This window comes from Vibrio paucivorans (assembly GCF_054053395.1).
On the sequence record NZ_CM133231.1, the window covers coordinates 1,571,561 to 1,596,429 of the forward strand.

Genomic DNA, 24,869 nt, shown 5'->3' on the forward strand with positions numbered 1-24,869 from the left:
ATTAAGCGTATGGGCTGGCGTAATCGCCAAGCTCAATCAACACGCTTTTAGTCTGGGTGTAGTGATGCAATGTTTCTGGTCCGTTCTCGCGCCCAAGCCCAGAGTGCTTGTAGCCACCAACCGGCATTTCTGCTGGAGAGTCACCCCACGTGTTGACCCAACAAATCCCAGCTTGCATTTGATGAATGATTCGATGAGCACGAGATAGATTTTGGGTAAATACGCCTGCAGCGAGCCCGTAATCGGTATTGTTAGCGCGCTGAATTACTTCATCTTCATCTCGGAACTTGAGGACCGACATGACTGGGCCGAATATTTCCTGCTGAACATGAGGCATATCATCGTTGCAATCGGTAAAAACAGTTGGTGCGACGAAGTTAGCTTTATCGAGTCCATTCTCAGTGACTTGATAGCCACCGACTAAGAGTGTTGCGCCGCTCGCTTTAGCTTGCTCGATAGCATTTAGCACTTTAGACAGATGATCTTTTGAAATGAGGGCGCCGATTTGAGTCTCCATTTCCATTGGATTACCCACAATCAGTTTCTCTGTTCGAGTTTTAAGCTGGCTGACAAACTGGTCGTAAAGCTTCTCATGGACAAAGACACGTGTACCGTGAGTACACACTTCGCCCTGAGTGTAGAAGTTAGCGACCATAGCGGCCGATACCGCGTCGTCGAGCTTAGCATCATCAAAGATGATCATTGGTGACTTGCCACCTAACTCCATAGTGACGGACTTGAGGGTTTTCGCACTGTCTGCCATCACCGCTTTCCCTGTACCGGATTCACCCGTGAAAGACACCTTGGCGATCGCCGGATGTGCTGTCAGCATTTGGCCGACGCGGTAGTCGCCTTGAATGACATTGAATACGCCATCTGGCATTCCAGCTTCGGTGAATATTTCTGCCAACTTGAGCGCTGTTAACGGGGTCTCTTCAGAAGGTTTGAAAATCATCACATTGCCCGCCGCCAGTGCCGGGGCGGATTTCCACATTGCGATTTGAATCGGGTAGTTCCACGCACCGATACCTGCGCAAATGCCAAGTGGTTCGCGGCGAGTGTAGAAAAACTGGGTTTCGCTCAGAGGTTGCTGCTCACCTTGTAGAGCTGGTGCTAGGCCGGCAAAGTACTCAATAACATCGGCGCCCGTAGCGATATCGACTTCGATCGCTTCTTGTAAAGGCTTGCCTGTATCGGCCACCTCAAGTGCAGCGAGTTCATCGTTTCGTGCTCTAAGGATCTCTACTGCTTTGAGTAAAATTCGGCTTCTTTCCATCGCGCTCATCGCTGACCAAGCCTTGAATCCACGGTGTGCAGATTCGATGGCAAGCGTGAGGTCATCATGACTCGCTTGGCCTACTTCTGCCAAAGGTTCGCCACTGGCTGGGTTATAAGTCACAAACGTTTCGCCGGATTGGGCGTGAGCGAGCTTGCCATCAATATAAAGTGATTTCATTTCCATTTGAGAGCCTGAATTGGTTGTTATTGTTTTGCGTAGAACGTTAGCTGCTTGTCTAGGTAGTCGTTGATGATTGCGTTGGCTTTATCTGGGTTAATACCGTCGGGGTTGAGCGCCCCACGTAACCAAATACCATCAATCAAAGAAGCGATACCGTGTGCGACAAGGTTTGCCTGCTCTGGAGTGAGTAACGATTTAAGTTCAATTTTAAGGTGAGAGATCAAGCGTTTTTCATTGACGCGTTGTAGTCGGTTGAGCTGCTCGTCGTGCATTGAATAAGACCAGAAAGCCAGCCAGGTTTTCACAACCTCACTTTCCGACTGAAAGCCTTCAAAGTTTCCTTTCACAATGGCATTGATACGCGCTTGATGGGCGTCTTTCGGCAACGCTTTGAGCTCGGCCATGATCGTTTGGGACAGTTGTCTCAGTACCACTCGCATGGTTTCTTCAAGCAGACCGTGTTTACCACCAAAATAGTGATTGATGATCCCCGTCGAGACTCCAGCTTCCTTGCTGATCAGTGAAATACTTGCGCCATGCAAACCAACGCGATCGATCACTGCCATAGTGGCTTTGACGAGCTGTGGTTTACGAATATCTGGCATCCCAACCTTGGGCATTTTCGAGTCCTTTATTTTTTATTGAACGTTCAATTAAATATAAAATGACATGAAAATGTTTAGAGTACAAATCTATTTTGTGATCAATTATCCCTCTGTTTGAGTGGGGGTTTAGGTTTATTTTCTTTAATTACAGTGATTTAGTGATGGTATAGGTGTTGTGTTTAGAAGTGTAAAAATTTGAGTTAAATGTAAATTCCAGATGGCTGATTTTGTATTCATCAAAGCAATACCTCTGCAGGCTGCTTGGCTACGTTAAGTTATAGGAGCAGTTACTTCGCGCTGCAGTTTGAGTTTTAGCTCTATCATTAGCGGCGTTTGAGAGCACAAAAATGGCGATTTAACCCTAGACAATGTATGGATAATGAGGGTAATGTCACACGCTATTTCCCCTGTTTTTAATATGGTTATATTGGGGCTTGAAGATTAAGAGCCATTGGTGAGTTTGAGTGGTTCTCAACCAAGGTCTGATGCCAATAATTGCAGCAGTTCAGAGGCGAGTGAGGTAAGCATGGTTCAGATAGTCATAGATGGTAAATACCGCATTGTTGAACAAGGACAAACTTTGTTGGAAGCAGCGAAAGTCTGCGGTGTTGAGATCCCCTCGCTGTGTGGGTTGAATAAAACCAAAGATAAGGTGCCATGCGACCTTTGTGTTGTAGAAGTCGAGAGCGGGGGCATAAAGCGCTCATGTGAGCTTGAGGTCTATTCTGGGCTAAGTGTTGTAACTCAATCGGACACTCTCAGTGAGCATAGAAGAAAAGCATTAAACCGCATCATGAGCGATCACTATGCAGACTGTGAAGCGCCATGTAAAACGGCGTGTCCTGCTGGTGTCGATATCCAGTCCTATCTTTACCACATTGCTCAAAACGATCACCAAAAAGCGATTGAAGTCATCAAACGAACCTTGCCAATGCCACTGTCTATTGGCCGAGTATGTCCTGCGTTTTGCGAAACGGAGTGTCGTCGTAACTTAGTGGATGACTCGATTGCGATTCGTCAATTGAAACGCCATGCCGCGGATGCGGATTTGGCAATGCAAGAAAGCTATATTTCACCGAAAAAAGCCGATAAAGAACAAACTATTGCGATAGTTGGTAGTGGGCCAGGTGGGCTCACTGCGGGTTATTACCTTTCTAATGAAGGCTATCAAGTGACGGTCTTCGAATCGATGTCACAAGCGGGCGGTTGGTTGCGTTATGGCATACCTGAATATCGCTTGCCGAAAAGTATTTTAGATAAAGAAATTGAGCTGATGTGTCGCAATGGCATGCAAGTGAAATGCAACCGAAAACTGGGTGAGGATTTTACTTTATCTAGCTTGAGCGAAGAGTTTGATGCTGTCTGTCTGGCGGTAGGGGCATCACAAGCAGTAGAAATGAATTACACCGGTAGCGATCTCGATGGTTGTTACCTTGGGGTCGATTATCTTAAAGATTATGTTACTGACCGTGCTTACACTACCGGGAAAAAAGTGGCGATCATCGGTGGTGGTAACACTGCGATCGACTGTGCACGTACTGCGGTGCGTGATGGCGCCGATACAACACTGATTTATCGCCGTACCCGAGATGAAATGCCCGCAGAAGATTATGAGATCGAGGAAGCGGAACACGAAGGGGTGAAGTTCCACTTTCTGACCAACCCAGTGGAAAACATCGCCGATGAAAGTGGCCGCGTAAAAGAGGTCAAGCTGGAACGAATGAAACTAGGGCCGGCAGACGCTTCAGGTCGACGCAGCCCTAAACCAACAGGTGAGTTTTTTACCGAATCTTTCGACACCGTTGTCGCGGCCGTTTCGCAAAAGCCAGACTTGAGTTTTATGGACAACGAATCGTTGGAGATCCCTTTGACTCGCTGGAACACTGCCGATGTCAATCCAGATACCATGCATACCGGAACGGGAAACATCTTTAGCATTGGTGATTTTAGGCGTGGTCCTGCGACCGCAGTGGAAGCCGTTGGTGATGGCCGGATTGTTGCCCAAGCGATTGATCGTTTCTTTCACGGTGATATGGAAGTGATTCCAGTGACTCCGTTTAATTCTCGTAAAGAGAAAAAACTTAAACATATCGATCCTCTGCAGTTCCAAAACCTTCAGAAAGTGGCGCGTAGAATTATGCCCGAATTGACACCAGAGCAAAGGGAGCAGAGCTTTGATGAAGTGGAGACGGGTTTTGATAATGCAGATGCAATGGCTGAAGCAGCACGTTGTTTAGAGTGTGGCTGTCAGGCAAACACCGATTGTGATTTGCGCGATTACTCGACTGACTATGGCGCAGAGCAGGTTTTCGCTCATGCAGTCGAGATAAAGTCCGATGACTATTGGCAAACGCATCGCAGCAAAGAATCTCGCCAAAAATTCGAAGTCGATTCCAGCTCTGAATTTATTGTATTTGATGCCAACCGATGCATCAGCTGTGGCCAGTGTGTTCACGCCTGCCGTGATCAATCAGTACATGGCATCTTGAGCTTTATGACCGACAAAGAGGGGCGACCAGCTTCAAGACCAGAATGTCGACCTAACTTTGGCGCTGGTGGAACCCTAATGGGTGATTCCAACTGCGTTCAGTGCGGGGCGTGTGTTCAAGTGTGCCCAACTGGTGCATTAACCGATGCCCGTGACCGTGCCCAAGGCAGAATCGAGCAGCTAAAAGCGGTCGATACCATCTGCACTTATTGTGGGGTAGGTTGCAAGCTAACCATGTATGTCGACGAACAGCACAACCAGATCCGATATGTAAAAGGGGCTCAATCACCGGTAAACGAAGGCATGCTATGCGTGAAAGGTCGTTTTGGTTTTGATTTTATTGGTAGTGATGAGCGACTAACCACACCGCTGATTCGCAAGGATGGTTGGTTGCAGCCAGCAAGTTGGGAAGAAGCTATTAGGCTCATTGCCGACAAGTTTAACGCCATAAAACAAGGCTTTGGTGGTAATGCGTTGGCTGGTTTTTCTTCTGCGAAAACCACCAATGAGGACAATTACGCATTCCAGAAATTTGTCCGCCGTGAACTCGGTACCAATAACGTCGACCATTGTGCGCGTCTGTGCCACGCCTCTACCGTTACAGGGTTAGAAGCATCGCTAGGCAGTGGCGCAATGACCAACGATATACCGAGTATCAAGCATTCTGATGTGATTTTTATTATTGGTTCGGATACCACTGCGGCTCACCCTATTATTGGCTCTCATATTAAGCAGGCGGTGCGACACAACGGCGCTCGTTTAATTGTTGCAGACCCTAAACGGATTGACATTGCTGATCATGCGGAGCTGTATCTTGCCCATCGCCCAGGCACTGATGTCATGCTACTCAACGGTGTGATGCAACAAATCATCAAGCACGGCTGGTACGACCAAGAATACATTGAAGATAGGGTTGATGGCTTTGATACCTTGTTGCAAGAAGTGATGTCACCTAACTATGCACTGGATAAAGTCGAGCTCGTCACTGGAGTAAAAGCGGACGACATATTTGCCATGGCGCGATTGATTGGCACCTCAGATCGTACTGCCGTCTATTACTCAATGGGTATTACTCAGCACACGACTGGTCACGATAATGTTCGCTCGATTGCAAACCTACAATTGCTGTGCGGCAATATCGGGATTGAAGGAGGCGGTATCAACCCGCTACGCGGCCAATCAAATGTGCAAGGTGCGTGTGATATGGGCGCGCTGCCAAACAACTATCCAGGCTACCAGAAAGTGTACAATCCGCTGGTGAGGCAGAAATTTGCGATGGAGTGGGATTGTAATGACCTACCTGCCGAAACGGGATTAACACTTACCGAGATCATTGATTCGGCCTGCAAACGCGAAGTGCGTGCATTGTACGTTATGGGTGAAAATCCAGTGTTAAGCGATCCTAATCAAGCTCACGTTATTGAAGGATTAGAAGCACTGGATTTTCTGGTGGTTCAAGACATCTTCCTAACGGAAACAGCGCAGTACGCTGATGTTGTTTTACCTTCTTGCTCTTTTGCGGAAAAAGGCGGGCACTTTACCAATACCGAAAGGCGTGTTCAGCGTGTAAGCCCTGCAGTTAAACCGCCTGGCGAAGCTAAAGAAGACTGGGTGATTATTCAGATGATTGCCAACGCAATGGGTAGCGATTGGAATTACCAGCACGTGTCGGATATCACCAATGAAATTGCCCGAGTAACCCCGCAATATGGTGGGCTTCGCTGGGAGAACATCACCGTTAATGGTGTGCAGTGGCCAAGTAACAAAAACAACCCAGAGGGTACGCGCATTATGCACCAAACTCAGTTCACTCGTGGACGAGGCCAAATGGAAGCGATTCCGTTTAGATATGCGGCCGAGCTGCCTGATGAGGAATACCCATTAGTGTTGACGACCGGTAGGGTACTGGAGCAGTTCCATACAGGAACCATGACGCGTAAAACCAAAGGCTTGAATAACCTAGCTGGGCCAAGAGCGATGATCAGTGTGTCAGATGCCGAGCTGTTGGGAATCTCCAATGGCCAAATGCTCAAAGTCTCGACTCGCCGAGGCGAAATTGAAATTGCTGCATTTGTTACCAAGCGAATGCAAAAAGGCGTGGTCTTTATCCCATTCCATTTCGTTGAATCACCAGTGAATAGGTTAACCACCACGGCGACTGACCCTCATGCGAAGATCCCTGAGTTTAAGGTTGCGGCGGTGAAGGTTGAGGTACTGGAAGGCATTGAAGTGGATAGCTAAGCGCGATTTTTCCGTTCGCTATAACAAACCCGCTTGCTGGTGCAGCAAGCGGGTGACTTTTTGATAGCGACTTATATTTTCTAGCCGAAATTGGGCGCTTTGGTGTTCAATAAAAGGGAGAGACTAAAGAGGTGTTAACTAATGTCTGATGAACTACAGTTGGCACTTTCACTACAGTTGTTGAGCCAAATTAAGGTGACTTTACGCTGTAGTGAAAATACCAGGTTATCGAATAACTGATTATCTATGAATGCAATGCTGAACCTGATGCCATCTCTTCTAGGTTCATGACTTCGATGATTGAGTTAGCATCGTACTTTTTAAGAATTCGGCGTTTGTAGGTACTGACTGTTTTAGAGCTAAGCGACAGCAGCTCAGAAATTTTTTTGTTTGAGTAACCTTTAGAGAGGTAGTTCAGCACAATCGATTCACGTTTGGATAAATCTTGGAATGTGGCTGTGCTCGCGGACTCCTGCTTAAACACAGAATAACCACTTCTTACAGCCATAATGGCATCGCGGATCAGGTTAGAAGGCTCTGTCTTCGAAATGTAGCCGTTTGCACCTACATCTTTCGCTGTTTGGCTGACTTTTGGAAAACTGCTCGATGAAATAAATAGGATTTTTCCAGCGAAGCCCTGGCGGCGAATACGTGACACTAAATTAAGGCCGCTGCCATCATTTAAATCGACATCAAGCAAGATCATATCGATCTCATTTGCTCGTAAAATTTTTGCTGCTTCTTGGCAAGAGTCCGTGTGATAAAAGTGAGCGCTTGGTACTGCGGTACGTAATTCAAGTTCTAGTGCGCGGCGGACGATGGGAAAAGTATCGATGATAAGAATATGGTTTGAGTTCATTGTAATCTCTCTTGTATTAGGTTGAGTTGAGAGTTCCTTGCCCATTGATTTAGAACGCAAATGTAGAGGAGATTTGTATGAAAGTGTGGAAAGTCGTAGTTGCCAAAGTGGAAAGACGGTCAGAGAGATGTCAGCTATTTCCGAGCAATGTAAGAAAGGGATTGATCAGATTTAGAAATTAGCGACTGATCAGCATCCAGTGAAGCGGGTAATAACCAAATTAGAAAGGGCGTAATTAGGATAAGAAAAAGCCGCCAGCAAGTGAGTGGCGGCAAAGCAGGGGGGTAGGTTACTGTTAGACCTTCCCCTGTGATATAGCGAGCAATGAAAAGGCAAAAGATTGCTCAAAGTCTTAGGAACGAAGTTACTAACTACACAAGTGACGCGAGCATTTCATCAGAGTATTCAACGAGTGCTTCGCCCGATTTCACTTTTGCAACGTAGTCTGGGTTGGCAATAAATGGACGACCAATGGCAAGTAGATCAAACTTGTTTGCCTCAATCGCCGCGCTGCCCGTTTCTGCGCTGTAGCTACCAACACCAACAAGTGTCTTACTGTAATGCGCGCGAATGTAGCTTGATGCTGATCCGCCTAGGTACTCGAATTCCATACTGTCATCGAATATACCGACGTGTAGATAGGCTAGATTACGCAGTTCCAATTGTGCTAACAGGTGATCGAATACTTGGCGATCGCGAGTATCTGGGTCCATGTTGAAGTATGCTCCCGGAGATAATCGTAGGGCAGTTTTGTCTTCGCCAATACGCTCTGAAATTGCATCAATCACAGCCAATGGGAAGCGTGCCATATTCTCTGGATTACCACCGAACTCATCATCGCGAGTATTGCTGCTGTAATGTAAGAATTGGTCGAGCAAGTAACCGTTAGCACCATGGATCTCAACGCCATCAAAGCCTGCATCGATCGCATTGGCTGCGGCTTGGCTGTAGTCCGCTACTAGTTGCTCAATTTCTTCTTTGCTTGCTGGCTTCGGCACGGTGTAAGACAGTTCTCTCATGCGAGGTACGGTGCCGTCTACTGCAACAGCTGACGGTGCAAGTACGAATTCACCATCAAAGAAGTGTGGGTGTGCCACACGACCAGTGTGCCAAAGTTGAGCGAAGATCTTACCGCCTTTCTGATGCACTGCATCAGTGACAGTGCGCCATCCGTTGATTTGCTCTGGCGAGAATAGCCCTGGTGTATTTGGATAACCTTGACCGTCTGGGCGAATAATTACCGCTTCAGAAATAATCAAACCGCTTTCTGCGCGTCGAGCGTAGTAGTCAGCCATTTGTTGGGTTGGAACTAAGTTTTCGTCCGCCATGCAACGAGTGAGTGGCGCCATCAAAATCTTGTTTTGTAGAGTAATCGTGTCGTTTAGAGCATAAGGTTGAAATAAGTTTTCCATACTGAGCCTTTTTGAATTCTTTGGGTGATATTCTTGAACGCCCATTCAAGTTAGTCCATCTTGAACGATCATTCAAGAACTTTTTGAACGATTGTTCAAGATAAGTTAAACTTGCAACATCTAAATTGATTTGAGAACGATTATGCGCAGTGCCGAGTTTGACCGTGAAGAAGTATTACGTTCAGCCATGGATGCCTTTATTAGTAAGGGCTACAGCAAAACGAGTATGCAGGACTTGAAAAAGGCGACTGGCCTCCATCCTGGGTCGATCTACTGTGCATTTTCTAACAAGCGCGGGCTATTACTGGCGTCTTTAGAACATTACCGCAGCGAGAGAAGCGCCGAATTTCAAGCCTTGTTCGATCAATCGCCAACAGTTTTGGCGGGTATTCAAGCGTACCTCGACCACGTTGTTGCCGAGTGCGAACGTGAAGAAATCAAAGATTGCCTACTGCAAAAAGCCATGAGCGAGTTGTCACAGCAAGATGATGAGGCTGAAGCCATTATCGGTCATATGATGACGGACTGGCAGGAAGCGTTTACCGACAAATTAATTGAAGCGCAAAAAGCTGGAGAGATCGACCAAGCCAAAGACTGTCAGGCTTTGTCCCAGTTCTTGGTGATGGGTATCTACGGTATTCGTACTTTTTCCCATACCAAGCCTGAAGCTGGGGTATTGAGAAATCTAGCGGCTCAATTGTTAGAGTGCATTGGTAAATAGCTTTCGCGTAGAGGCAATTTTTACGGTTCCATACATGATACTTTTAATACCAGCCAAGCATGAATTGGCTGGTATTTTTATGCTGGTGTGTCATGTCGATAATGTAAAAGTAGGTAAAGAGCAAAGCTAGAGTGGCTTCTACGTTTGACACTCTCCCAACTGAACTTTAGTTTCGAGTTCAACGTAACCTAATCACATGTGAAAAAAAGAACACGGCAATATGGATTCAATAACTCAGGCGGCACTCGGTGCAACAGTCGCTGGCGCGATTGCTGGCAAAAAATGTAATGCTAAAGTACTGCTGGTGGGAGCAGCACTTGGCACTTTACCCGATCTTGATGTCATGCTTGATTACGGGGACGCTGTTCAAAACACCATTAAACATCGTGGCTTCAGCCATTCATTGCTCGTTTTACCACCGTTCGCATTGCTGATTTCTTGGCTATATTGTCGCTGGCGACCAGACGCATTTTGGAACCTGTCTCGGGTATTTTTCTTAACCGTAAGCGTATTGGTCACGCATACTCTTTTGGACGCGATGACCACTTACGGGACCCAACTCATTTGGCCGTTTGAAGGCTATTTCGAATTGCGAAATGTGTTCATTATCGATCCTCTATACACCTTACCATTGCTGCTCGCCATCGGCGTGGCGTTGTTTTCCAAAAAACATGGAGGACGCTGGTGTCAGAGTGTTGTTCTGCTTTCAACGCTCTACCTTGGTTGGGGGTACGCGTCACAACAAACCATTGCCAATCGAGTGGAACTAAACCTCGCAGCTCAGAACTTACCTAACCAGCAAGTGCTGATTACGCCAACGGCGTTCAACACATTATTGTGGAGAGTCGTGGTCATGGATGATGGTCAGTACTGGGAAGGTTTGGCGTCGGTATTAGATAAAGACCAAGCGATTGATTTCGTTGCTAGGCCGCTAGGTAGCTGGCCATTAGAAGAGAAGCCACCTACATTGGTAGGGCTAGAGGCATTTTCTCACAACTACCTCAATTATCGAGTGGAAGATGATGCGTTGATCGTGTCGGATTTAAGGCTGGGTATGGCAGATAACTTGTCGTTTGAATTCGTCTTTGCTGAGAAAGGGAGCGATGGTCAGTGGCAGCTATTAGAATCAACACAACGCTTTCCAAGTGAACGAGGTTTAGATCTATTAGGTGTGTTATGGCAACGCTTAAAAGGTGATCAAAGCATAGATGCGAACCTACAAACAATGGATATAACTTACCAGCGCTAGTGTGTGCCAAGTAGGCTAGAAGATTGAAAACACAATACGTTCGTTTTCATCTTCTGCCACCACTTCATAGATCACGCCGGTCTCTTTAGCATCGACTACTGCTTGTACCAATTGCTCTAACTGTTCACCGTTTTCATCGAACTTAGACGCCAGGGCTTTCGGTATACGTTTTGCCATCGCTTTGGCCATAAAGAGAGGCAAGGTAGTGCTATCTTTTATGGATTGCCGATTGAGGCTATAGGTATCGATTTGAAGTTTACGCATGATGTTGGCCGCAGCGCCCTAAGCTTGAATTTCAAAAATGGAGTCTATGATGAGCGGTAAGTTTCCTCTCACAGAATACGCACCGAAGACAGAGCGAGCATGAACGCCTTTTTCTCCGAATACTTCTGCCATTAGGTCTGTGCATCAATCCAAGACTTTTGGGTGTTGCTCAAAATCGCTGGTGGCATTGATAAAACCTTGCAGCTTCACAACACGGGTGACCTTATCGAGTGAGCCTAACTCGAGTTTAACCGCAGCGAGAATATCTAAGCCTGTGGCTCTGGCGAACTGGTATCCTTGTTCAACGGAATACGTTTGCCCAATCTTGCCTTTTGGAACTTCTGATAACCCAGCCACTGGGCCTTTACCTGAGACATAAAGTAAGTTGCCTGTTCTTACGCAATTACAGTAACTGCCTTGCGGATCGCTTGCTGTTGGTAGCGTTAACCCCAGCTCGCTTAGTCGGTTTTCTATCGTCATGATTCCTCCTTGAAATGTCCGATGCTTATGGATTAGAAGTGAACTGCCTCAATTTTGTTTCCATCCAAATCTCTAACGAAGGCGGCATAGTATGTTTCGCCATACTCTGGGCGTAAGCCTGGCTTACCTTCGCATTGCGCACCTTGCTCCATGGCTGCGTGATAAAAGCTATCTACTGCTTGTTGACTTGGAGCGTTGAACGCGATGTGTGTGCCATTGCCTGAGGTTGCAGGGTTCTCACAAGGATGACCAACCCAAAACTCAAATTGTTCGCCATAGGCAGCCGCAATATTTTCGATATGGTGAGAGCGTGCGATGGACAAGGTAGCCAGAACGGCGTCGTAGAATTGAATTGCCAAGGTTAGGTTTTGAGTACCAACGGAAACGTGGTTCAAGATCATTGAGGTATCCTCTTGATTGGGCAAGTTTGCTTATTCAGGGCAGTATTTAGAAAACATCACGCAGCAAGTTAGAAAGAACGACAGGATGAGATTAATCTGCCACAAGCCATCGTTATAAAAAGACATCTGATTGTTAGACCAAACTCGTAGCGCCATATTAAACAGTTCACCGTTGATACCCAGCACAAGCACTGACGCTAAGTAGTATTTGCAAAATTCGAGTGCTAAGCGTTTGGTGTGTATGAGGTAACCATCAAACATGTATCAATCCCTGAGATTCATCGTTGATAATTGTTTCATAGTAACAAAGCGATTTGTGCAAAAAACGTTCGTCAGATTCAGATTGTTAGAGTGTCTTCACATTGAGTCAACGCGTTTCTTTTGCGTTGTAAAACATGACTATCGCCCAGAAAATGCCCAAATGGCATTGAGGTGATATGGTCTATTTTTCGGAAAAATATTGCCAAATCTTCTTTGCTACTGGGCCCAAAGGCTGATTCTTTCTTTTAGCAACGTATATTGGCAGTTGCAGAGAACCAAGCGTTTCAAGGCATGTAAGCTGCTGATTTTCGATTTCCTTTTCAACCAAGTGGATGGGCATCCTTCCCCAGCCTAGCCCTGCGGTGATGAGTGTTTTTTTTGTGGTGAGGTCAGTGACAAACCACTTCAGTGCGTCATCGACAACGTGCGTGTCTGGCGCTTTGAGATCCGAAGATTTCATCACAATTTGAGGGTAGTGGGAGAGGTCGGCTTCGCTGACGCTCTCTAATCTGCTCAATGGCATTTTATTTGATACCACCAACGGGACATCGATAGTTTCAATCAGCTGATAATCAATAGCTTTGTGCCGTGAAGGACTGCCATAGATGGCGATATCAACGTCGTCATCCAGTAATTTACGCTCGCCCGACGCTACCTCGATATCTAGGTGAATCGTTGTGGCTGGAAAGGTTGTTTTTAAGTCGAGCAAAAGGTCAGTGATTCTTTCTATTGGGAAGATTGAGCCTATTCCGAGCTTGAGCTCCGTCTCTTGCTCTCCTTTCAACTCTTTGACAAACGCTTCGAATTCATTGGCTTGCTTGAGTAGGCGGCGGATTTGAACAATCAACACTTTACCTTCAGCCGTCAGCTCTGGCCGATAAGTATCACGCGTAAAAATTTGGATGCCATAGAAAGACTCCACTTGCTTCACAGAATAGGAAACAGCGGATCGGACTTTATGAAGTTTCTCGCTGGCTTTCTGGAGACTGCCTTCTGTACAGATAGTTTCCACAACCAACAGGTGCTCTAAATTTGTCATGGTCAAATAATATGACCATTTTGTGCAAAATTCTATGCTTTTTATTGACCATTAGCTTGCCTAAAGTGTGTCTAAGCCAACCAAACAGCACGGAGGTAGAGCCATGAATAGCTTAACTCATTCACTGAAACCGAAGACGATACGTACACCCGACAGCGCATTCGAACATTTAACAGATTATCCATTTCAGCCTAATTACGTGTCGGTTGATGGCATGCGCATGCACTATGTCGACGAAGGAAAATCGAACGCCAAAGTGATATTCCTATTTCATGGCCAACCATCGTGGAGCTATTTGTACCGACATATGATCCCCGAGTTGGTTTCGGCAGGTTATCGAGTGATTGCTCCGGACTTAATTGGTTTTGGAAAATCGGATAAGCCGCTCAGCTCCGACGTTCATACCTATGGCAATCATGTCGATTGGATGCACAGCTTTGTTAAGCAGTTGAACATTAAGCACGCTGCCGGATTTTTCCAAGACTGGGGAGGCATGATTGGCCTGCGAGTTTTGGCTCGCGAACTGCAATGGCTAGATAGATTGGTGCTATCGAATACGGCACTGGCTGAGATGAAGGGCCTAGAGAAGTTTATGGTGCCGAAGGTACTCAAAGTCATGGCGGCCATGGCGGGCAAACCAAGTATTGAAGACCTATCGTCCAAGATTAACTACGGCAACTGGGCGGGTTACTTCCGTCATAGTGCGCCATTGGAAATTGGCAAGGTGATCCAAGCCTTAACGACTCGCCAACTGTCGAACGATGACATGAGCGGTTACGACGCGCCGTTTCCATCGGTGGAATATGCTGCTGGGCCGAAAAAGATGGCGGAGATTGTGGCCTCTGAACTGGACCAAGTGAATGCCGATTGGCAACGCTTAAAGCAATGGCATAAGCCTGTGCTGACTTTATTTAGTGACAGTGACCCTTTTCTCGCAGGACGAGGGTACGACATCCACTTCCAAACCAAATTCTCTGGAGCGAAAGGGCAGCCGCATCATACGGTTACTAATGCCTCCCACTTCCTTCAAGAAGATCAACCTAAACAGCTCGCGCGATTGACTCAAGAGTGGTTAGCGCAAACCCAATATTAACGAGGAAAGAAAATGAAAGTATTAGCGATTGGTGCCAATGGTGTGATTGGCAAAGCGGTGGTTGATAACCTACAACAGCAGCATGAAGTGATCAGTGTTGGGTACAGCCAAGGCGAGTTCCGTGTCGATATCGAAGACAAGCAGTCCATTGAACGTTTGTTTGAGCAAGTAGGAAAGGTCGACGCCATCATTAGCATGGCGGGTAACGGAGAAATGGGAACCTTGCAACAAACGGATGATGCCGGTTATCAAACAGTACTTAACAACAAGGTGATGGGGCAAGTGAATGTCGCACGAATTGGTTTGAATTACTTAAATCACGGTGGTTCGATTACGTTAACATCGGGAGCTGCTGCAGATCATCCGATGCCGGGTGTGGTAGCGATTTCAATGGGTACCGCTGCTGTCAATGCTTTTGTTCGCAGCGCTGCGCTGGACATGACTAACGAACAGCGGTTGAATGCGATCAGCCCAAGCATCGTCAAAGAAACGATGGAATCGTGGGGAATGGATAGCAGCACGGGGATCGCCGCTAAGGATGTGGCATCGTATTACGCTGCGGCGGTGAGTAAGGATGTAAATGGTCAGGTACTACAAGCACAAGGGGGTAGCTACCTGTAGATTGGATGGAGTTCTGCTTACTAACGAGTAGCGGCGAAAATAAAAATGCCCCGATTTAACGGGGCATTATTGAGCTTAACTGTATCGCCTATAGCAGTGGTTACAGGGTCAGCAAGTAGTTCACCAGTTGGTTGTACTCTTCGATACTGCGAATGTTGTCCGGCTTTACAATGTACTTGTTGTTAACCAAAACACCAGGAACGCCTGTTAGAGTGCTTGCTTGGAACTTCTTATCGAAGCGTTTTTGCATCGAATCGACAGCGAAGCCGTTGTAAGCTGCGTCAAATTTCTTTGCATCAACGCCGTTATCGATGAATATCTGACGCAGTGCTTCTTCATTTTTTGGTGGTTGGCGTAGCTCATGAATCTGTCTGAACATGGCAGGAACCATTGTATCTTCCACTTTCAGAGCCACCATTGCTGCATACGATTTAGCCATTGGAACAGCCATGTTGCTGCCCATGAAAGCTACGTGTACTTTTTCAAATCGCGCGTTATCTGGCAGAGCTGGCTTCAGGTTTTCAACGACACCTTCAAACTTGTAGCAGTGAGGGCAGTAGAACGAGAAGTACTCAGTGACAACAGGCTTAGAAGCCTTCTCTACATCCAATACCTGGTAGTGTGTCCCTTCTTCAAATTGCGCTGCCGCAACAGATGCACTCATTAGCAGTACGGTAAATAGAGCAAATAGCTTTTTCATAATTGAATAATTCCATAAATTTTATGTACAACAGTATTGGCCTAATGAAATAAGCCAAGTTAAGTTCGATTATTTGAATGGAATTAAACGATTGGAGGCCGGTAAAGCCCTTGGGCAATCAGTACCGGTTTAATTGCGCCATCGGGTGGAATTGGGGCTAGAGAAAAATCTTGATAAGCCAATTCAGATAAAGCGCGATGGCTCGGCATTTTGAGTATGCAGGTGGAACTGCAACTTTGATGGTTTTTCACACCATGGTCACTCGAGCCGTGTTGCTCGTCAGGGCAATTGGCGGCTACATCAACGTTTTGTTGGCTTTCTGACTGGGTGTGAAGTACTCGCAAGGCCTCACCACTGGCTTTGGCTTCAACAAATAGGCTAGTTGAAAGCATCGCAAACAGAGTGAATGTCGTAATCCAAATTGTCTTTAACACGTTTGGCATGACGTAACCTTATCGAGGTGAACAGCAAGCATACCCAAATTGCCATTGCCGACGCCAATAATTTTTACAGTTTTGTCGATTTACACCCTACAGGTTCAGAAAATCCTGATGATGAACATGAAGAAGGCCAGAGCATGTCTGGCCTTAATGGTTATCAGTAGTGACTGTGCGTTAGTCTGCGTTAGATTCGTGTTCAGATTTTAGCTCTCGTTTGAGGATCTTTCCGGTTGCACTCATAGGGAGTTTATCTATCACCTGAACATAGCGCGGGTATTTATGAGCGGCACACTGTTCTTGCCCCCATTGTTGCAGCTGTCTGCTGTCGATTTGTGCATCTGGTTTTAGCACGACAAAGGCCTTAATCTCTTCACCGTAATGTTCGTCAGGAATACCGACTACTGCAACCATGGCAACATCTGGGTGAGTCATAAAGGTTTCTTCAATTTCACGTGGGTAAACATTAAATCCACCGCGAATGATCATTTCTTTTAAGCGATCAGCTATGTACAAGTGGCCTGCTTCGTCGAAATAGCCAATATCCCCAGTGTGAAACCAACCGTTTCGAATGGCTGCTTCGGTTTCTTCGGGGCGGTTCAAGTAGCCTTTCATGACATTGTGGCCACGAATAGTAATCTCGCCTTTTTCTCCTTGAGCCACTGGTCTGCCTTCAAGGTCAACGACTTGAATCTCGACTCCCAGAATTGGCAATCCGACTGAGCCTGGGCGACGAGAATGCTGGTAATTAAAACTTGCCACAGGGCTGGTTTCAGAGAGGCCATACCCTTCCAAAATAGCGACGTTAAAACGCTGTTCGAACTCTTTGATGACCTGATGGTTGAGCGATGCACCTCCACTAATAGCAAGGCGTAGTGAACTGATATCTGCTTCGGTTTGTGTTGCCAGAAGTGCGATATACATAGTTGGTACACCTGCAAATAGCGTCACTTTGTACTTATCGATAAGGCTCAGTACCCCATCTGGAGTGAACTGAGGTACCAAAACCATAGTGGCGCCGCTAACGACAGCTGCATTCATATGAACCGTTTGGCCAAAAGAGTGGAATAAAGGGAGAGTGATGATGTGAACATCATCAAAAGTGGCCGACATTAAATCGTTCGACACCAACGCATTGGTGAGCATATTACTGTGAGTCAGTTCTGCTCCTTTTGGCAGGCCTGTAGTACCAGAGGTATACAAAATGACGGCCGTGTCATCACTTTGGGTATTTGCGGCTTGTGCAATAGGCTCAGCGGTGGCGATCAATGCACTGAGCGTAGGAAACCCTTGATGCTCAAGGGCGGTTTGATCCGCCGTAAGAATACAAAGTTGTTTGCAGCTGTCTACTTGCTTAAACGCTTCAATCGCTTCGGTTGCCATTGGTAGTTGCGATGTACCTTCAAAGCAGAAGTAGAACTTCGCATCCGCATCTTTTAAGTGATAAGCGATCTCACGACTCTTCAGTAACACATTAAGTGGGACCACACAGGCGCCCGCTTTAAGGATGCCGAAATAGACCAGCGGGAAGTATGGAATGTTGAAGCAGCTTAACGCCACTTTATCGCCTTTTTCTACCCCTTGCTCAATAAGAGCACTGGCGATCTTGCTGGAAATATCGTTGAACTTCTGATAGCTGAGTTCAACATCACCGCAAATGATCGCGGTTTTATCTGGAGAGCAGGTTGCACTGCGTTGTAAAGCCGTTGCTAGATTTATCATAGTCTTATCCATTGCCTTAGTTATCGAACCGATTATTGCATCGGCTTATGTAAATAAAATGTTATCAACATCGGGTTTTTTACTTCGTAAAAGCGCGGTTGTGTTTCAATTCGTTAATGTGTGATAAGTATCATATTGAGTCATTTTTCTGGTGAATGATTACGGCGCACAATAGGGAATTCGCAACTACCTTTAAGGCAAGAAAGCTGCTCGGGGAACGCGAGCAAAAGCAGATGAAAGGGTAGAGCAATGAGTGAAAACAGTGAGTTCAAAAAACAAGTGGTTTCAGATGAAGATTGGCTAGCGGCGAGGCAGAGCCTACTAGAAAAAGAGAAACAATTTACTCAATTGAGGGATGAACTCAGTCAGCAGCGCCGAGACATGCCTTGGCGTAAAATTAACCAAGATTATCTTTTTGAAACCGAAGACGGGACGAAATCGCTTACTGAGCTGTTTGCTGGTAAAAGCCAACTCATTGTGTACCACTTTATGTATGGTCCCGACTGGGAAGAAGGGTGTCCGAGCTGTTCCTTTTGGGCTGATAACTTCAATCCGATTGTGACGCATTTAAATCAGCGAGACATTCACTTGGTGGCTGTTTCTCGGGCGTCCTTAGACAAACTTCAGAACTACAGAAAGCGTATGGGTTGGAGCTTTGATTGGGTCTCGTCTTTTTCTAATTCCTTTAATTCGGACTTCAATGTCTCTTTTAGCCAACAGGAGATCGATTCTGGGCAAGCAGTCTACAACTACCGTCCCAGCCAGTTCCCTAGCTTGGAAGCTCCTGGGATAAGCGTGTTTGTGAAAAACGACCATGGTGAGGTTTTCCATACTTATTCTTGTTATGCCAGAGGGTTAGACATGCTCAATGGCGCTTATCATTTGATGGACTTAGTGCCTAAAGGGTGAGACGAGCAAGATCTCCCTTACACCATGGCTTGGGTTAAAAGGCACGACTGCTACGATTAAGCGACATTTGGAATTACTTCAATTTTTGAACTATCGTTGTGGAATTATATCGTGCGCGATATATTTTGCTCAAGCCGATACAGGAGCAGAACAATGAGCGAATTTCACCAACTTTCAATGACCACGTTACAAGGCCAACCTCTAGACTTTTCCCAGTTTGAAGGCAAAGCTGTGCTGGTCGTGAACACCGCAAGTCAATGCGGCCTAACCCCTCAATACGAAGGTTTGCAAAAGCTTCATCAACAATATTCTGATCAAGGCTTGGTCATTTTAGGTTGCCCTTGTAATCAGTTTGGAAACCAAGAACCGGGCAGCGCTAGTGAGATCCAAGGTGGATGCCTAATTAACTATGGTGTGGATTTTACTATTAGTGAAAAAATCGAAGTGAACGGAGAGGGCTGCCACCCGGTGTTTAAGTATCTAAAACAGCAACTTCCAGGTGTTTTGGGTAGCCGAATCAAATGGAACTTCACTAAGTTTCTGATTGGTAAAGATGGCCAGCCGATCAAACGCTTCGCACCAACCACCAAACCAGACGCGCTAGAGAAACATATTCAAAAAGCGTTAGCGAAATAGCATGGCAAAAATGACTTTTAAAGGAGAGGAGCATCAGAAGTTGGAAAACCAGCTGTGCTTTCCCCTTTATGCCGCATCTCGCTTGGTGACTCGCTTATATCAGCCGTTGCTCGATCAACATCACCTGACGTACCCGCAATACATCATCTTGCTTATTTTGTGGCAGCAAGATGGCATCACTGTGGGTGAGATTGGTAAACAAGCGCTACTGAACAGTAATACCCTAACGCCAATCTTAAAGCGGATGGAACAATCAGAGCTGATCTCCCGCCAACGAGATGAAGATGATGAGCGCAAGATGCTTATCCACCTCACCGCGCAAGGTGGTCGACTGCAGCAAGAGCTCTCTTGTTTACCTAGTCAGCTGATTGAAAATGTTGATTACGATGTAGAGAAAGCCGAGCAGCTCAAAGCGCTGCTGCACGAATTGATAGACACGTTAGAGCGGTAGATCCGATGTGCAGTCTTATCACCCAATACTTTGTTTAGTAAAAAATAAACAGTTCACAGGTGTCGAATAACTTAAAGAATGAGATTTCTTTCATAGTGGATATCCTTAGCCGCTAACATTACTTGAATGAGCGAGGCGTCATAGCGCCTCGCTTTTTATTGGTTTTATAAGCCTAGTGCAGCTTTCAAACCTTCGCCATAAGCTGGGTCAGCTTTAAAGGCGTGGTCTACGTGTCGCTGCTGGATAAATTCAGGGACACCGTTTAGCGAGCGGGCTGTGTTGTCGAGCAGACGTTGGCGCTCTTCTTCACTCATTAAGCGGAACAAGTCACCGGCTTGAGTGAAGTAATCTTCATCTACACGATGATCATAGTGATCGGCATTGCCCGAGATGCGTAACGGTGGCTCAGAGTAGTCTGGTTGCTGCGCCCATTCTTGTTTGTGGTTTGGTTCATAACCGATGGTAGAACCAAAGTTACCATCGGTGCGCATTGCCCCATCGCGGTGGTAGCTGTGTACTGGGCAACGTGGTGCATTAACTGGGATTTGGTGATGGTTAACGCCCAAACGGTAGCGCTGAGCATCCCCGTAAGCAAACAAACGGCCTTGCAACATCTTGTCTGGCGAGAAACCAATACCTGGTACAACAGCTGCAGGGTTAAAGGCAGATTGCTCGACTTCTGCGTAGAAGTTTTCAGGGTTACGGTTGAGTTCAAACTCTCCCACTTCGATCAGTGGGTAGTCTTTTTGCGACCAAACACGAGTGAGATCGAATGGGTTGAAGTTGACTTCGTCCGCTTCCAGTTCTGGCATGATCTGTACGTACATAGTCCATTTTGGGAAGTCTTTGTTTTCAATGCTGTCGTATAAGTCGCGATGGTGGCTTTCGCGGTCTTCGCCAATCAAGTCTTGCGCTTCTTGGTCAGTGAGGTTTTTGATGCCTTGTTGAGTTTTGAAGTGGAATTTTACCCAGTAACGTTCGTTGTCGGCGTTGATAAAACTGAATGTGTGGCTACCAAAACCGTGCATGTGGCGGTAAGTTGCAGGAATACCACGATCACTCATTACGATAGTGACCTGGTGGAATGCTTCTGGCAGAGAGGTCCAGAAATCCCAGTTGTTTGTTGCACTGCGCATATTTGTGCGTGGGTCGCGTTTTACAGCGTGGTTAAGATCTGGAAACTTCAGTGGGTCACGAAGGAAGAATACTGGCGTGTTGTTACCTACCAAGTCCCAGTTACCTTCTTCGGTATAGAATTTCAGCGCAAAGCCACGAATGTCACGCTCTGCATCTGCTGCACCACGCTCTCCTGCAACGGTTGTGAAGCGAGCAAACAGCTCAGTCTTTTTACCGATCTCAGAGAACAGCTTAGCGCGAGTGTATTGAGTAATGTCTTTGGTAACGGTAAAGGTACCGTACGCGCCAGAGCCTTTAGCATGCATTCGACGTTCTGGGATCACTTCGCGGTCAAAGTGAGCCAGTTTTTCTAGAAACCATACGTCTTGTAGAAGTTGTGGGCCTCGAGGCCCCGCCGTTTGTACATTTTGGTTATGAGCAACAGGGCAACCTGCAGCGGTAGTTAGTTTCTTACTCATGACATGTTCCTTTTCCAGGGTTATGCAGCATTGGTGATACTCTGCTGTGGCTTCCCTTGAAGCCTGCGAAATATCAATCTGCAGTTAGAATATAGAACTCCAGCACACTCGGGAAATTGATTTAGGTTATTAATTTGATAGGTATTTTTTATCGTTTAAATTATTGTCAAATCAATTGGTTAAGTAGCTTTTGATTATTGAATCAGTGAATTGTTAGCCAGCGTGGATTAAGGCAACTACCTTGAGAACCGTCGCCTTATTGATTATGTGATAAGTTGCACTAAGCTTATTGGATACAGTGCAACAATAGCATTGAAAGGTGGCTAGTATGAGTAAGAGATGCAAAGTGTTAATTGTGGGCGAAAATCGCAGTCGCTCAGTCGCTTTGTTAGACAAGCTTAGTATGAATTACGATGTCAAAACGGTGAACGACATTAGCACCGTTCATCGTGTCCACAGTGAATTCCAACCCGAAATTGTGATCGTCGACAGCCAACTCTACGACGAAGATTCAGCGCATTCTGAACAACCTTTTTCTTTTACTGGTAGTGCCATTGTTTACCTCACGCATGTTGATTCTTTAGAAGAGCGCTTGAGAGTATATGAGGCGGGCGCAATTGAGGTGATCAGTGCGCAAGAGAACTGTGAAGAGGTGTTGGCAAAGCTGGAAGTGATCGAACAGTTTTTGGCTGAGCAGCGTTCGTTGCAGGTTGAGTGTCAGCAGGCCAAAGAAACCTCACGCCACTTTATGCAAGAAGCCAGTATGTATGGCACTGTGCTGCATTTCTTCCGTGGCTTAGCTACTTGTCAGTTTATCGAGCAATTAAGCTACTTTGTGTTTAAATCAATGGACAGCTATGGCCTGCATGCCTCGATGGTGATTCGAGATGATAAAGACCTCTACTTCGACAATGTTGATGTCACAGTGAGTCCGATTGAGCGTAACATATTTGATTTGCTTCATACCAAAGGGCGAGTATTTCGCTTTGGCAACCGGTTGATCTTAAATGAAAAAAACTGCGCTATTTTGATTAAGAACCTTCCCGAAGACGATGAAGTCAAAATAGGTATTTTGCAGGATGTGGTTGCGGTGATCGTTGAAGGTTTGGAGGCTAAATATCAGGATCTCAAACGCTATAAAACGTTAGTGGATGTGCTAGAAGAGATAAATTGTTCGATGGAAGGCGTGGCAGAAAAAGCCGCTAGCTTCGATGCGAGGTTTTCTGAAACCTATGGCAACTCCGTTCATCGACTGAACTCCAGCTTTTACACTTTGGGGCTGGTAGGCGATCAAGAAGAAGAGCTACTCACACTTTTTGAGGAAGGCCTAAAGTCGATGATGTTCGCCAAAGAAGACTTAAACGATGTCCACGTGTTAATGCAATCTGTCGCCGATAAAATTCAATCATTAGACATTACTACTGAGTCGTTAAGGGAGCCACCGCAAGATCCACCTGACGATGGGGATGTTGAGTTGTTTTAGTTTGCTGAAGAAAGGGCTTAACGTGTCGTTAAGCCCTTTTTTAACTGCTGCTGTGTTAGCCGTATTTAATTTCGATCTGCTCAGCGCGATTAAACGCTTGGTGAGTTTTGAGCTGTTCACCGTAACGCTGAATGTTTGGATAGTGCTCAATAAGACCAAACTTAGCCACCACTTCGACGACGAACGACATCATAATGTCAGCACCAGTGAGTTTTTCATCAACTAAGTAAGTCTTACCTTCTAAGCTGCTATCGAAGTAGCTGATCACTTTCTTGATTTCAGCATCCGCATAATCGGCTAGAAAGTTGGTTTGTGCACCGTCTTTTGAGACAAACATTTTCAGTAATAGTGGTAGCATGGCTGAACTTTCCGCAAAATGTAACCATTGCAAGTACTCGGTATGTGTTCTTGTACCTTGCTCTGGGGCAAACTTTCCGTTTCCATAAGTTTGGATCAAGTACTCCGTAATCGCGCCGGATTCTGTGATCACCAAGTCGTTATCTTCGATGACAGGTGACTTACCCAGTGGGTGAATACTTTTTAGCTCTGGTGGCGCTAAGAACGTCACGCTATCACGGTTGTAAGCTTCGACTTGATAGGGCACCTCGAGCTCTTCTAGCAGCCAGATAATGCGCTTTGAACGTGACTGGTTAAGGTGGTGCAAAGTGATCATAGTGTTTCCTTACGATAATGGTTGATTTGTTTGCACTACAAGCTTGCCGAAGTTCTTACCTTCGAGTAGGCCAATGAAGGCTTCTGGTGCGTTTTCAAGCCCATCGACTAAGTGTTCGCGGTAGTGAATTTTGCCCTCTGATAGCCATTGGGTCATATCTGCAGCAAACTCGTGATAACGGTGTGCGTAGTCATCAAAGATGATGAACCCTTGCATCTTGATGCGTTTGATTAACAGTTGCCCCATGAGCATCGACATGCGATCCGGGCCTTCTGGCAGGGCTGTAGCGTTGTATTGCGAAATCAAACCACACAACGGGATTCGAGCCCCGGTATTGAGTAGAGTCATTACCGCATCGAAGACTTTACCACCTACGTTCTCGAAGTAGACATCAATGCCATCGGTACAGGCTTCGGCCAGTTGCTGTGAGAAATTGCCTGCTTTGTGATCGATACAATCATCAAATCCTAATACCTCTTTGGCGTACTGACATTTTTCTTCTCCGCCGGCAACTCCGATAACACGGCATCCTTTTAGTTTGCCGATTTGCCCAACCATAGAACCAACAGCGCCTGTTGCGGCTGCAACGACAATGGTTTCTCCCGCTTTAGGCTGGCCAATATCCAATAGCCCCATGTAAGCAGTAAACCCTGGCATACCCATCACACCCAGTGCGTATGACGGATGAGTCGGATTTTGGCCCAGCTTGATCAGGCCTTCACCGTTTGAGATTCCGTAATCCTGCCAACCGGTAAAGGCGAGTACCCATTCCCCTTGCTCGAAATCAGCGTGACGAGATTCCACTACTTGGCACACTGTGCCACCTACCATAGGCTCACCAATTTGAACCGGATCGGCATACGATTTGGCATCGCTCATGCGTCCACGCATATATGGGTCGAGTGATAGGTAAACGGAGCGAAGCAGCATTTCCCCTTCCGATGGTTGTGGAATTGAGCTTTGTTCTAAGCGGAAGTTATCGGTAATTGGAGCGCCGATTGGGCGTGAGGCGAGTACGATTTGGCGATTGTGATCTGTCATTGGAGAGTCCTTGGTTATTTATCTTTCTA

General features: G+C 46.3%; 24 protein-coding genes. 9 read left to right on the plus strand and 15 right to left on the minus strand.

Going from position 1 to position 24,869, the window contains the following annotated elements; translation table 11 throughout:
* Position 1: 1 nt before the first annotated feature.
* Positions 2 to 1,462 carry a betaine-aldehyde dehydrogenase gene (gene betB, locus ACXABW_RS22515; protein WP_457525633.1) on the minus strand — a complete coding sequence of 487 codons (1,461 nt, stop codon included), beginning with the start codon at positions 1,460 to 1,462 and terminating at the stop codon, positions 2 to 4.
* 20 nt (positions 1,463 to 1,482) lie between these two features.
* Positions 1,483 to 2,079: a transcriptional regulator BetI gene (gene betI / locus ACXABW_RS22520; RefSeq protein WP_252033245.1), complete on the minus strand. Its 597-nt coding sequence runs from the start codon at positions 2,077 to 2,079 to the stop codon at positions 1,483 to 1,485.
* A 511-nt stretch (positions 2,080 to 2,590) separates the two neighbouring features.
* Between betI and fdhF the strand changes: the two genes are divergently transcribed.
* Positions 2,591 to 6,793: a formate dehydrogenase subunit alpha gene (fdhF, locus tag ACXABW_RS22525; protein WP_457525634.1), complete on the plus strand. Its 4,203-nt coding sequence runs from the start codon at positions 2,591 to 2,593 to the stop codon at positions 6,791 to 6,793.
* 244 nt (positions 6,794 to 7,037) lie between these two features.
* Here the strand turns inward: fdhF and ACXABW_RS22530 are convergent, their stop codons facing one another.
* Positions 7,038 to 7,652 (minus strand): response regulator, encoded by a 615-nt coding sequence (locus ACXABW_RS22530; RefSeq protein ID WP_457525635.1) that lies wholly within the window; start codon positions 7,650 to 7,652, stop codon positions 7,038 to 7,040.
* A gap of 371 nt (positions 7,653 to 8,023) precedes the next feature.
* Complete coding sequence (locus ACXABW_RS22535; RefSeq protein ID WP_457525636.1) at positions 8,024 to 9,064, minus strand: alkene reductase; 1,041 nt, start codon at positions 9,062 to 9,064, stop codon at positions 8,024 to 8,026.
* Positions 9,065 to 9,206: 142 nt separating this feature from the next.
* Between ACXABW_RS22535 and ACXABW_RS22540 the strand changes: the two genes are divergently transcribed.
* Positions 9,207 to 9,785: a TetR/AcrR family transcriptional regulator gene (locus ACXABW_RS22540; protein ID WP_252033254.1), complete on the plus strand. Its 579-nt coding sequence runs from the start codon at positions 9,207 to 9,209 to the stop codon at positions 9,783 to 9,785.
* Positions 9,786 to 10,005: 220 nt separating this feature from the next.
* Positions 10,006 to 11,034: a metal-dependent hydrolase gene (locus tag ACXABW_RS22545; protein WP_457525637.1), complete on the plus strand. Its 1,029-nt coding sequence runs from the start codon at positions 10,006 to 10,008 to the stop codon at positions 11,032 to 11,034.
* Between the two features lie 15 nt (positions 11,035 to 11,049).
* Here ACXABW_RS22545 and ACXABW_RS22550 read toward each other — a convergent pair whose 3' ends face one another.
* From ACXABW_RS22550 to ACXABW_RS22570, 5 genes are all read right to left on the minus strand, one after another.
* Complete coding sequence (locus ACXABW_RS22550; RefSeq protein WP_252033258.1) at positions 11,050 to 11,298, minus strand: hypothetical protein; 249 nt, start codon at positions 11,296 to 11,298, stop codon at positions 11,050 to 11,052.
* A 144-nt stretch (positions 11,299 to 11,442) separates the two neighbouring features.
* Positions 11,443 to 11,778: a RidA family protein gene (locus tag ACXABW_RS22555; protein ID WP_457525638.1), complete on the minus strand. Its 336-nt coding sequence runs from the start codon at positions 11,776 to 11,778 to the stop codon at positions 11,443 to 11,445.
* Between the two features lie 32 nt (positions 11,779 to 11,810).
* Entirely contained in the window at positions 11,811 to 12,179 is a 369-nt protein-coding gene (locus ACXABW_RS22560; protein WP_252033262.1) for a VOC family protein, read from the minus strand.
* A 30-nt stretch (positions 12,180 to 12,209) separates the two neighbouring features.
* Positions 12,210 to 12,440 (minus strand): hypothetical protein, encoded by a 231-nt coding sequence (locus tag ACXABW_RS22565; protein WP_252033263.1) that lies wholly within the window; start codon positions 12,438 to 12,440, stop codon positions 12,210 to 12,212.
* A gap of 181 nt (positions 12,441 to 12,621) precedes the next feature.
* Positions 12,622 to 13,479 (minus strand): LysR family transcriptional regulator, encoded by an 858-nt coding sequence (locus ACXABW_RS22570; RefSeq protein WP_457525639.1) that lies wholly within the window; start codon positions 13,477 to 13,479, stop codon positions 12,622 to 12,624.
* A 103-nt stretch (positions 13,480 to 13,582) separates the two neighbouring features.
* Here ACXABW_RS22570 and ACXABW_RS22575 point away from each other — a divergent pair, with 103 nt between their 5' ends.
* The gene (locus tag ACXABW_RS22575) at positions 13,583 to 14,572 is read left to right on the plus strand and encodes a haloalkane dehalogenase (protein ID WP_457525641.1); all 990 of its coding nucleotides are present in this window, start codon (positions 13,583 to 13,585) and stop codon (positions 14,570 to 14,572) included.
* A gap of 12 nt (positions 14,573 to 14,584) precedes the next feature.
* Positions 14,585 to 15,193, plus strand: coding sequence for a short chain dehydrogenase (locus ACXABW_RS22580; RefSeq protein WP_457525643.1), 609 nt, complete (start codon positions 14,585 to 14,587; stop codon positions 15,191 to 15,193).
* A 100-nt stretch (positions 15,194 to 15,293) separates the two neighbouring features.
* On the opposite strand, the gene ACXABW_RS22585 is transcribed toward ACXABW_RS22580, so the two are convergent.
* The 3 genes from ACXABW_RS22585 to ACXABW_RS22595 all read right to left on the minus strand — a co-directional run bounded on the left by ACXABW_RS22585 (position 15,294) and on the right by ACXABW_RS22595 (position 18,052).
* Positions 15,294 to 15,893, minus strand: a complete 600-nt coding sequence (locus ACXABW_RS22585; protein WP_457525645.1) for a thiol:disulfide interchange protein DsbA/DsbL — start codon at positions 15,891 to 15,893, stop codon at positions 15,294 to 15,296.
* A gap of 83 nt (positions 15,894 to 15,976) precedes the next feature.
* A complete protein-coding gene (locus ACXABW_RS22590) occupies positions 15,977 to 16,336 on the minus strand; it encodes a hypothetical protein (protein ID WP_457525647.1) in 360 nt (119 codons plus the stop codon).
* A 171-nt stretch (positions 16,337 to 16,507) separates the two neighbouring features.
* Entirely contained in the window at positions 16,508 to 18,052 is a 1,545-nt protein-coding gene (locus ACXABW_RS22595) for a long-chain-fatty-acid--CoA ligase (RefSeq protein ID WP_457525649.1), read from the minus strand.
* Positions 18,053 to 18,301: 249 nt separating this feature from the next.
* On the opposite strand from ACXABW_RS22595, the gene ACXABW_RS22600 reads away from it, so the two are divergent.
* The 3 genes from ACXABW_RS22600 to ACXABW_RS22610 all read left to right on the plus strand — a co-directional run bounded on the left by ACXABW_RS22600 (position 18,302) and on the right by ACXABW_RS22610 (position 20,048).
* A complete protein-coding gene (locus ACXABW_RS22600; RefSeq protein WP_457525651.1) occupies positions 18,302 to 18,961 on the plus strand; it encodes a DUF899 domain-containing protein in 660 nt (219 codons plus the stop codon).
* 153 nt (positions 18,962 to 19,114) lie between these two features.
* Positions 19,115 to 19,597 carry a glutathione peroxidase gene (locus tag ACXABW_RS22605; RefSeq protein ID WP_265688692.1) on the plus strand — a complete coding sequence of 161 codons (483 nt, stop codon included), beginning with the start codon at positions 19,115 to 19,117 and terminating at the stop codon, positions 19,595 to 19,597.
* 1 nt (position 19,598) lies between these two features.
* Entirely contained in the window at positions 19,599 to 20,048 is a 450-nt protein-coding gene (locus ACXABW_RS22610; protein ID WP_457525653.1) for a MarR family winged helix-turn-helix transcriptional regulator, read from the plus strand.
* Between the two features lie 164 nt (positions 20,049 to 20,212).
* Here the strand turns inward: ACXABW_RS22610 and ACXABW_RS22615 are convergent, their stop codons facing one another.
* A complete protein-coding gene (locus ACXABW_RS22615) occupies positions 20,213 to 21,643 on the minus strand; it encodes a catalase (RefSeq protein ID WP_457525655.1) in 1,431 nt (476 codons plus the stop codon).
* Between the two features lie 328 nt (positions 21,644 to 21,971).
* Here ACXABW_RS22615 and ACXABW_RS22620 point away from each other — a divergent pair, with 328 nt between their 5' ends.
* Positions 21,972 to 23,126, plus strand: a complete 1,155-nt coding sequence (locus ACXABW_RS22620) for a response regulator (protein WP_457525657.1) — start codon at positions 21,972 to 21,974, stop codon at positions 23,124 to 23,126.
* A 55-nt stretch (positions 23,127 to 23,181) separates the two neighbouring features.
* On the opposite strand, the gene ACXABW_RS22625 is transcribed toward ACXABW_RS22620, so the two are convergent.
* On the minus strand, positions 23,182 to 23,799 hold the full coding sequence (locus ACXABW_RS22625; protein WP_457525659.1) for a glutathione S-transferase family protein: 618 nt from the start codon (positions 23,797 to 23,799) through the stop codon (positions 23,182 to 23,184).
* Between the two features lie 9 nt (positions 23,800 to 23,808).
* Positions 23,809 to 24,840, minus strand: a complete 1,032-nt coding sequence (locus ACXABW_RS22630; RefSeq protein WP_457525661.1) for an NADP-dependent oxidoreductase — start codon at positions 24,838 to 24,840, stop codon at positions 23,809 to 23,811.
* Positions 24,841 to 24,869 lie beyond the last annotated feature (29 nt).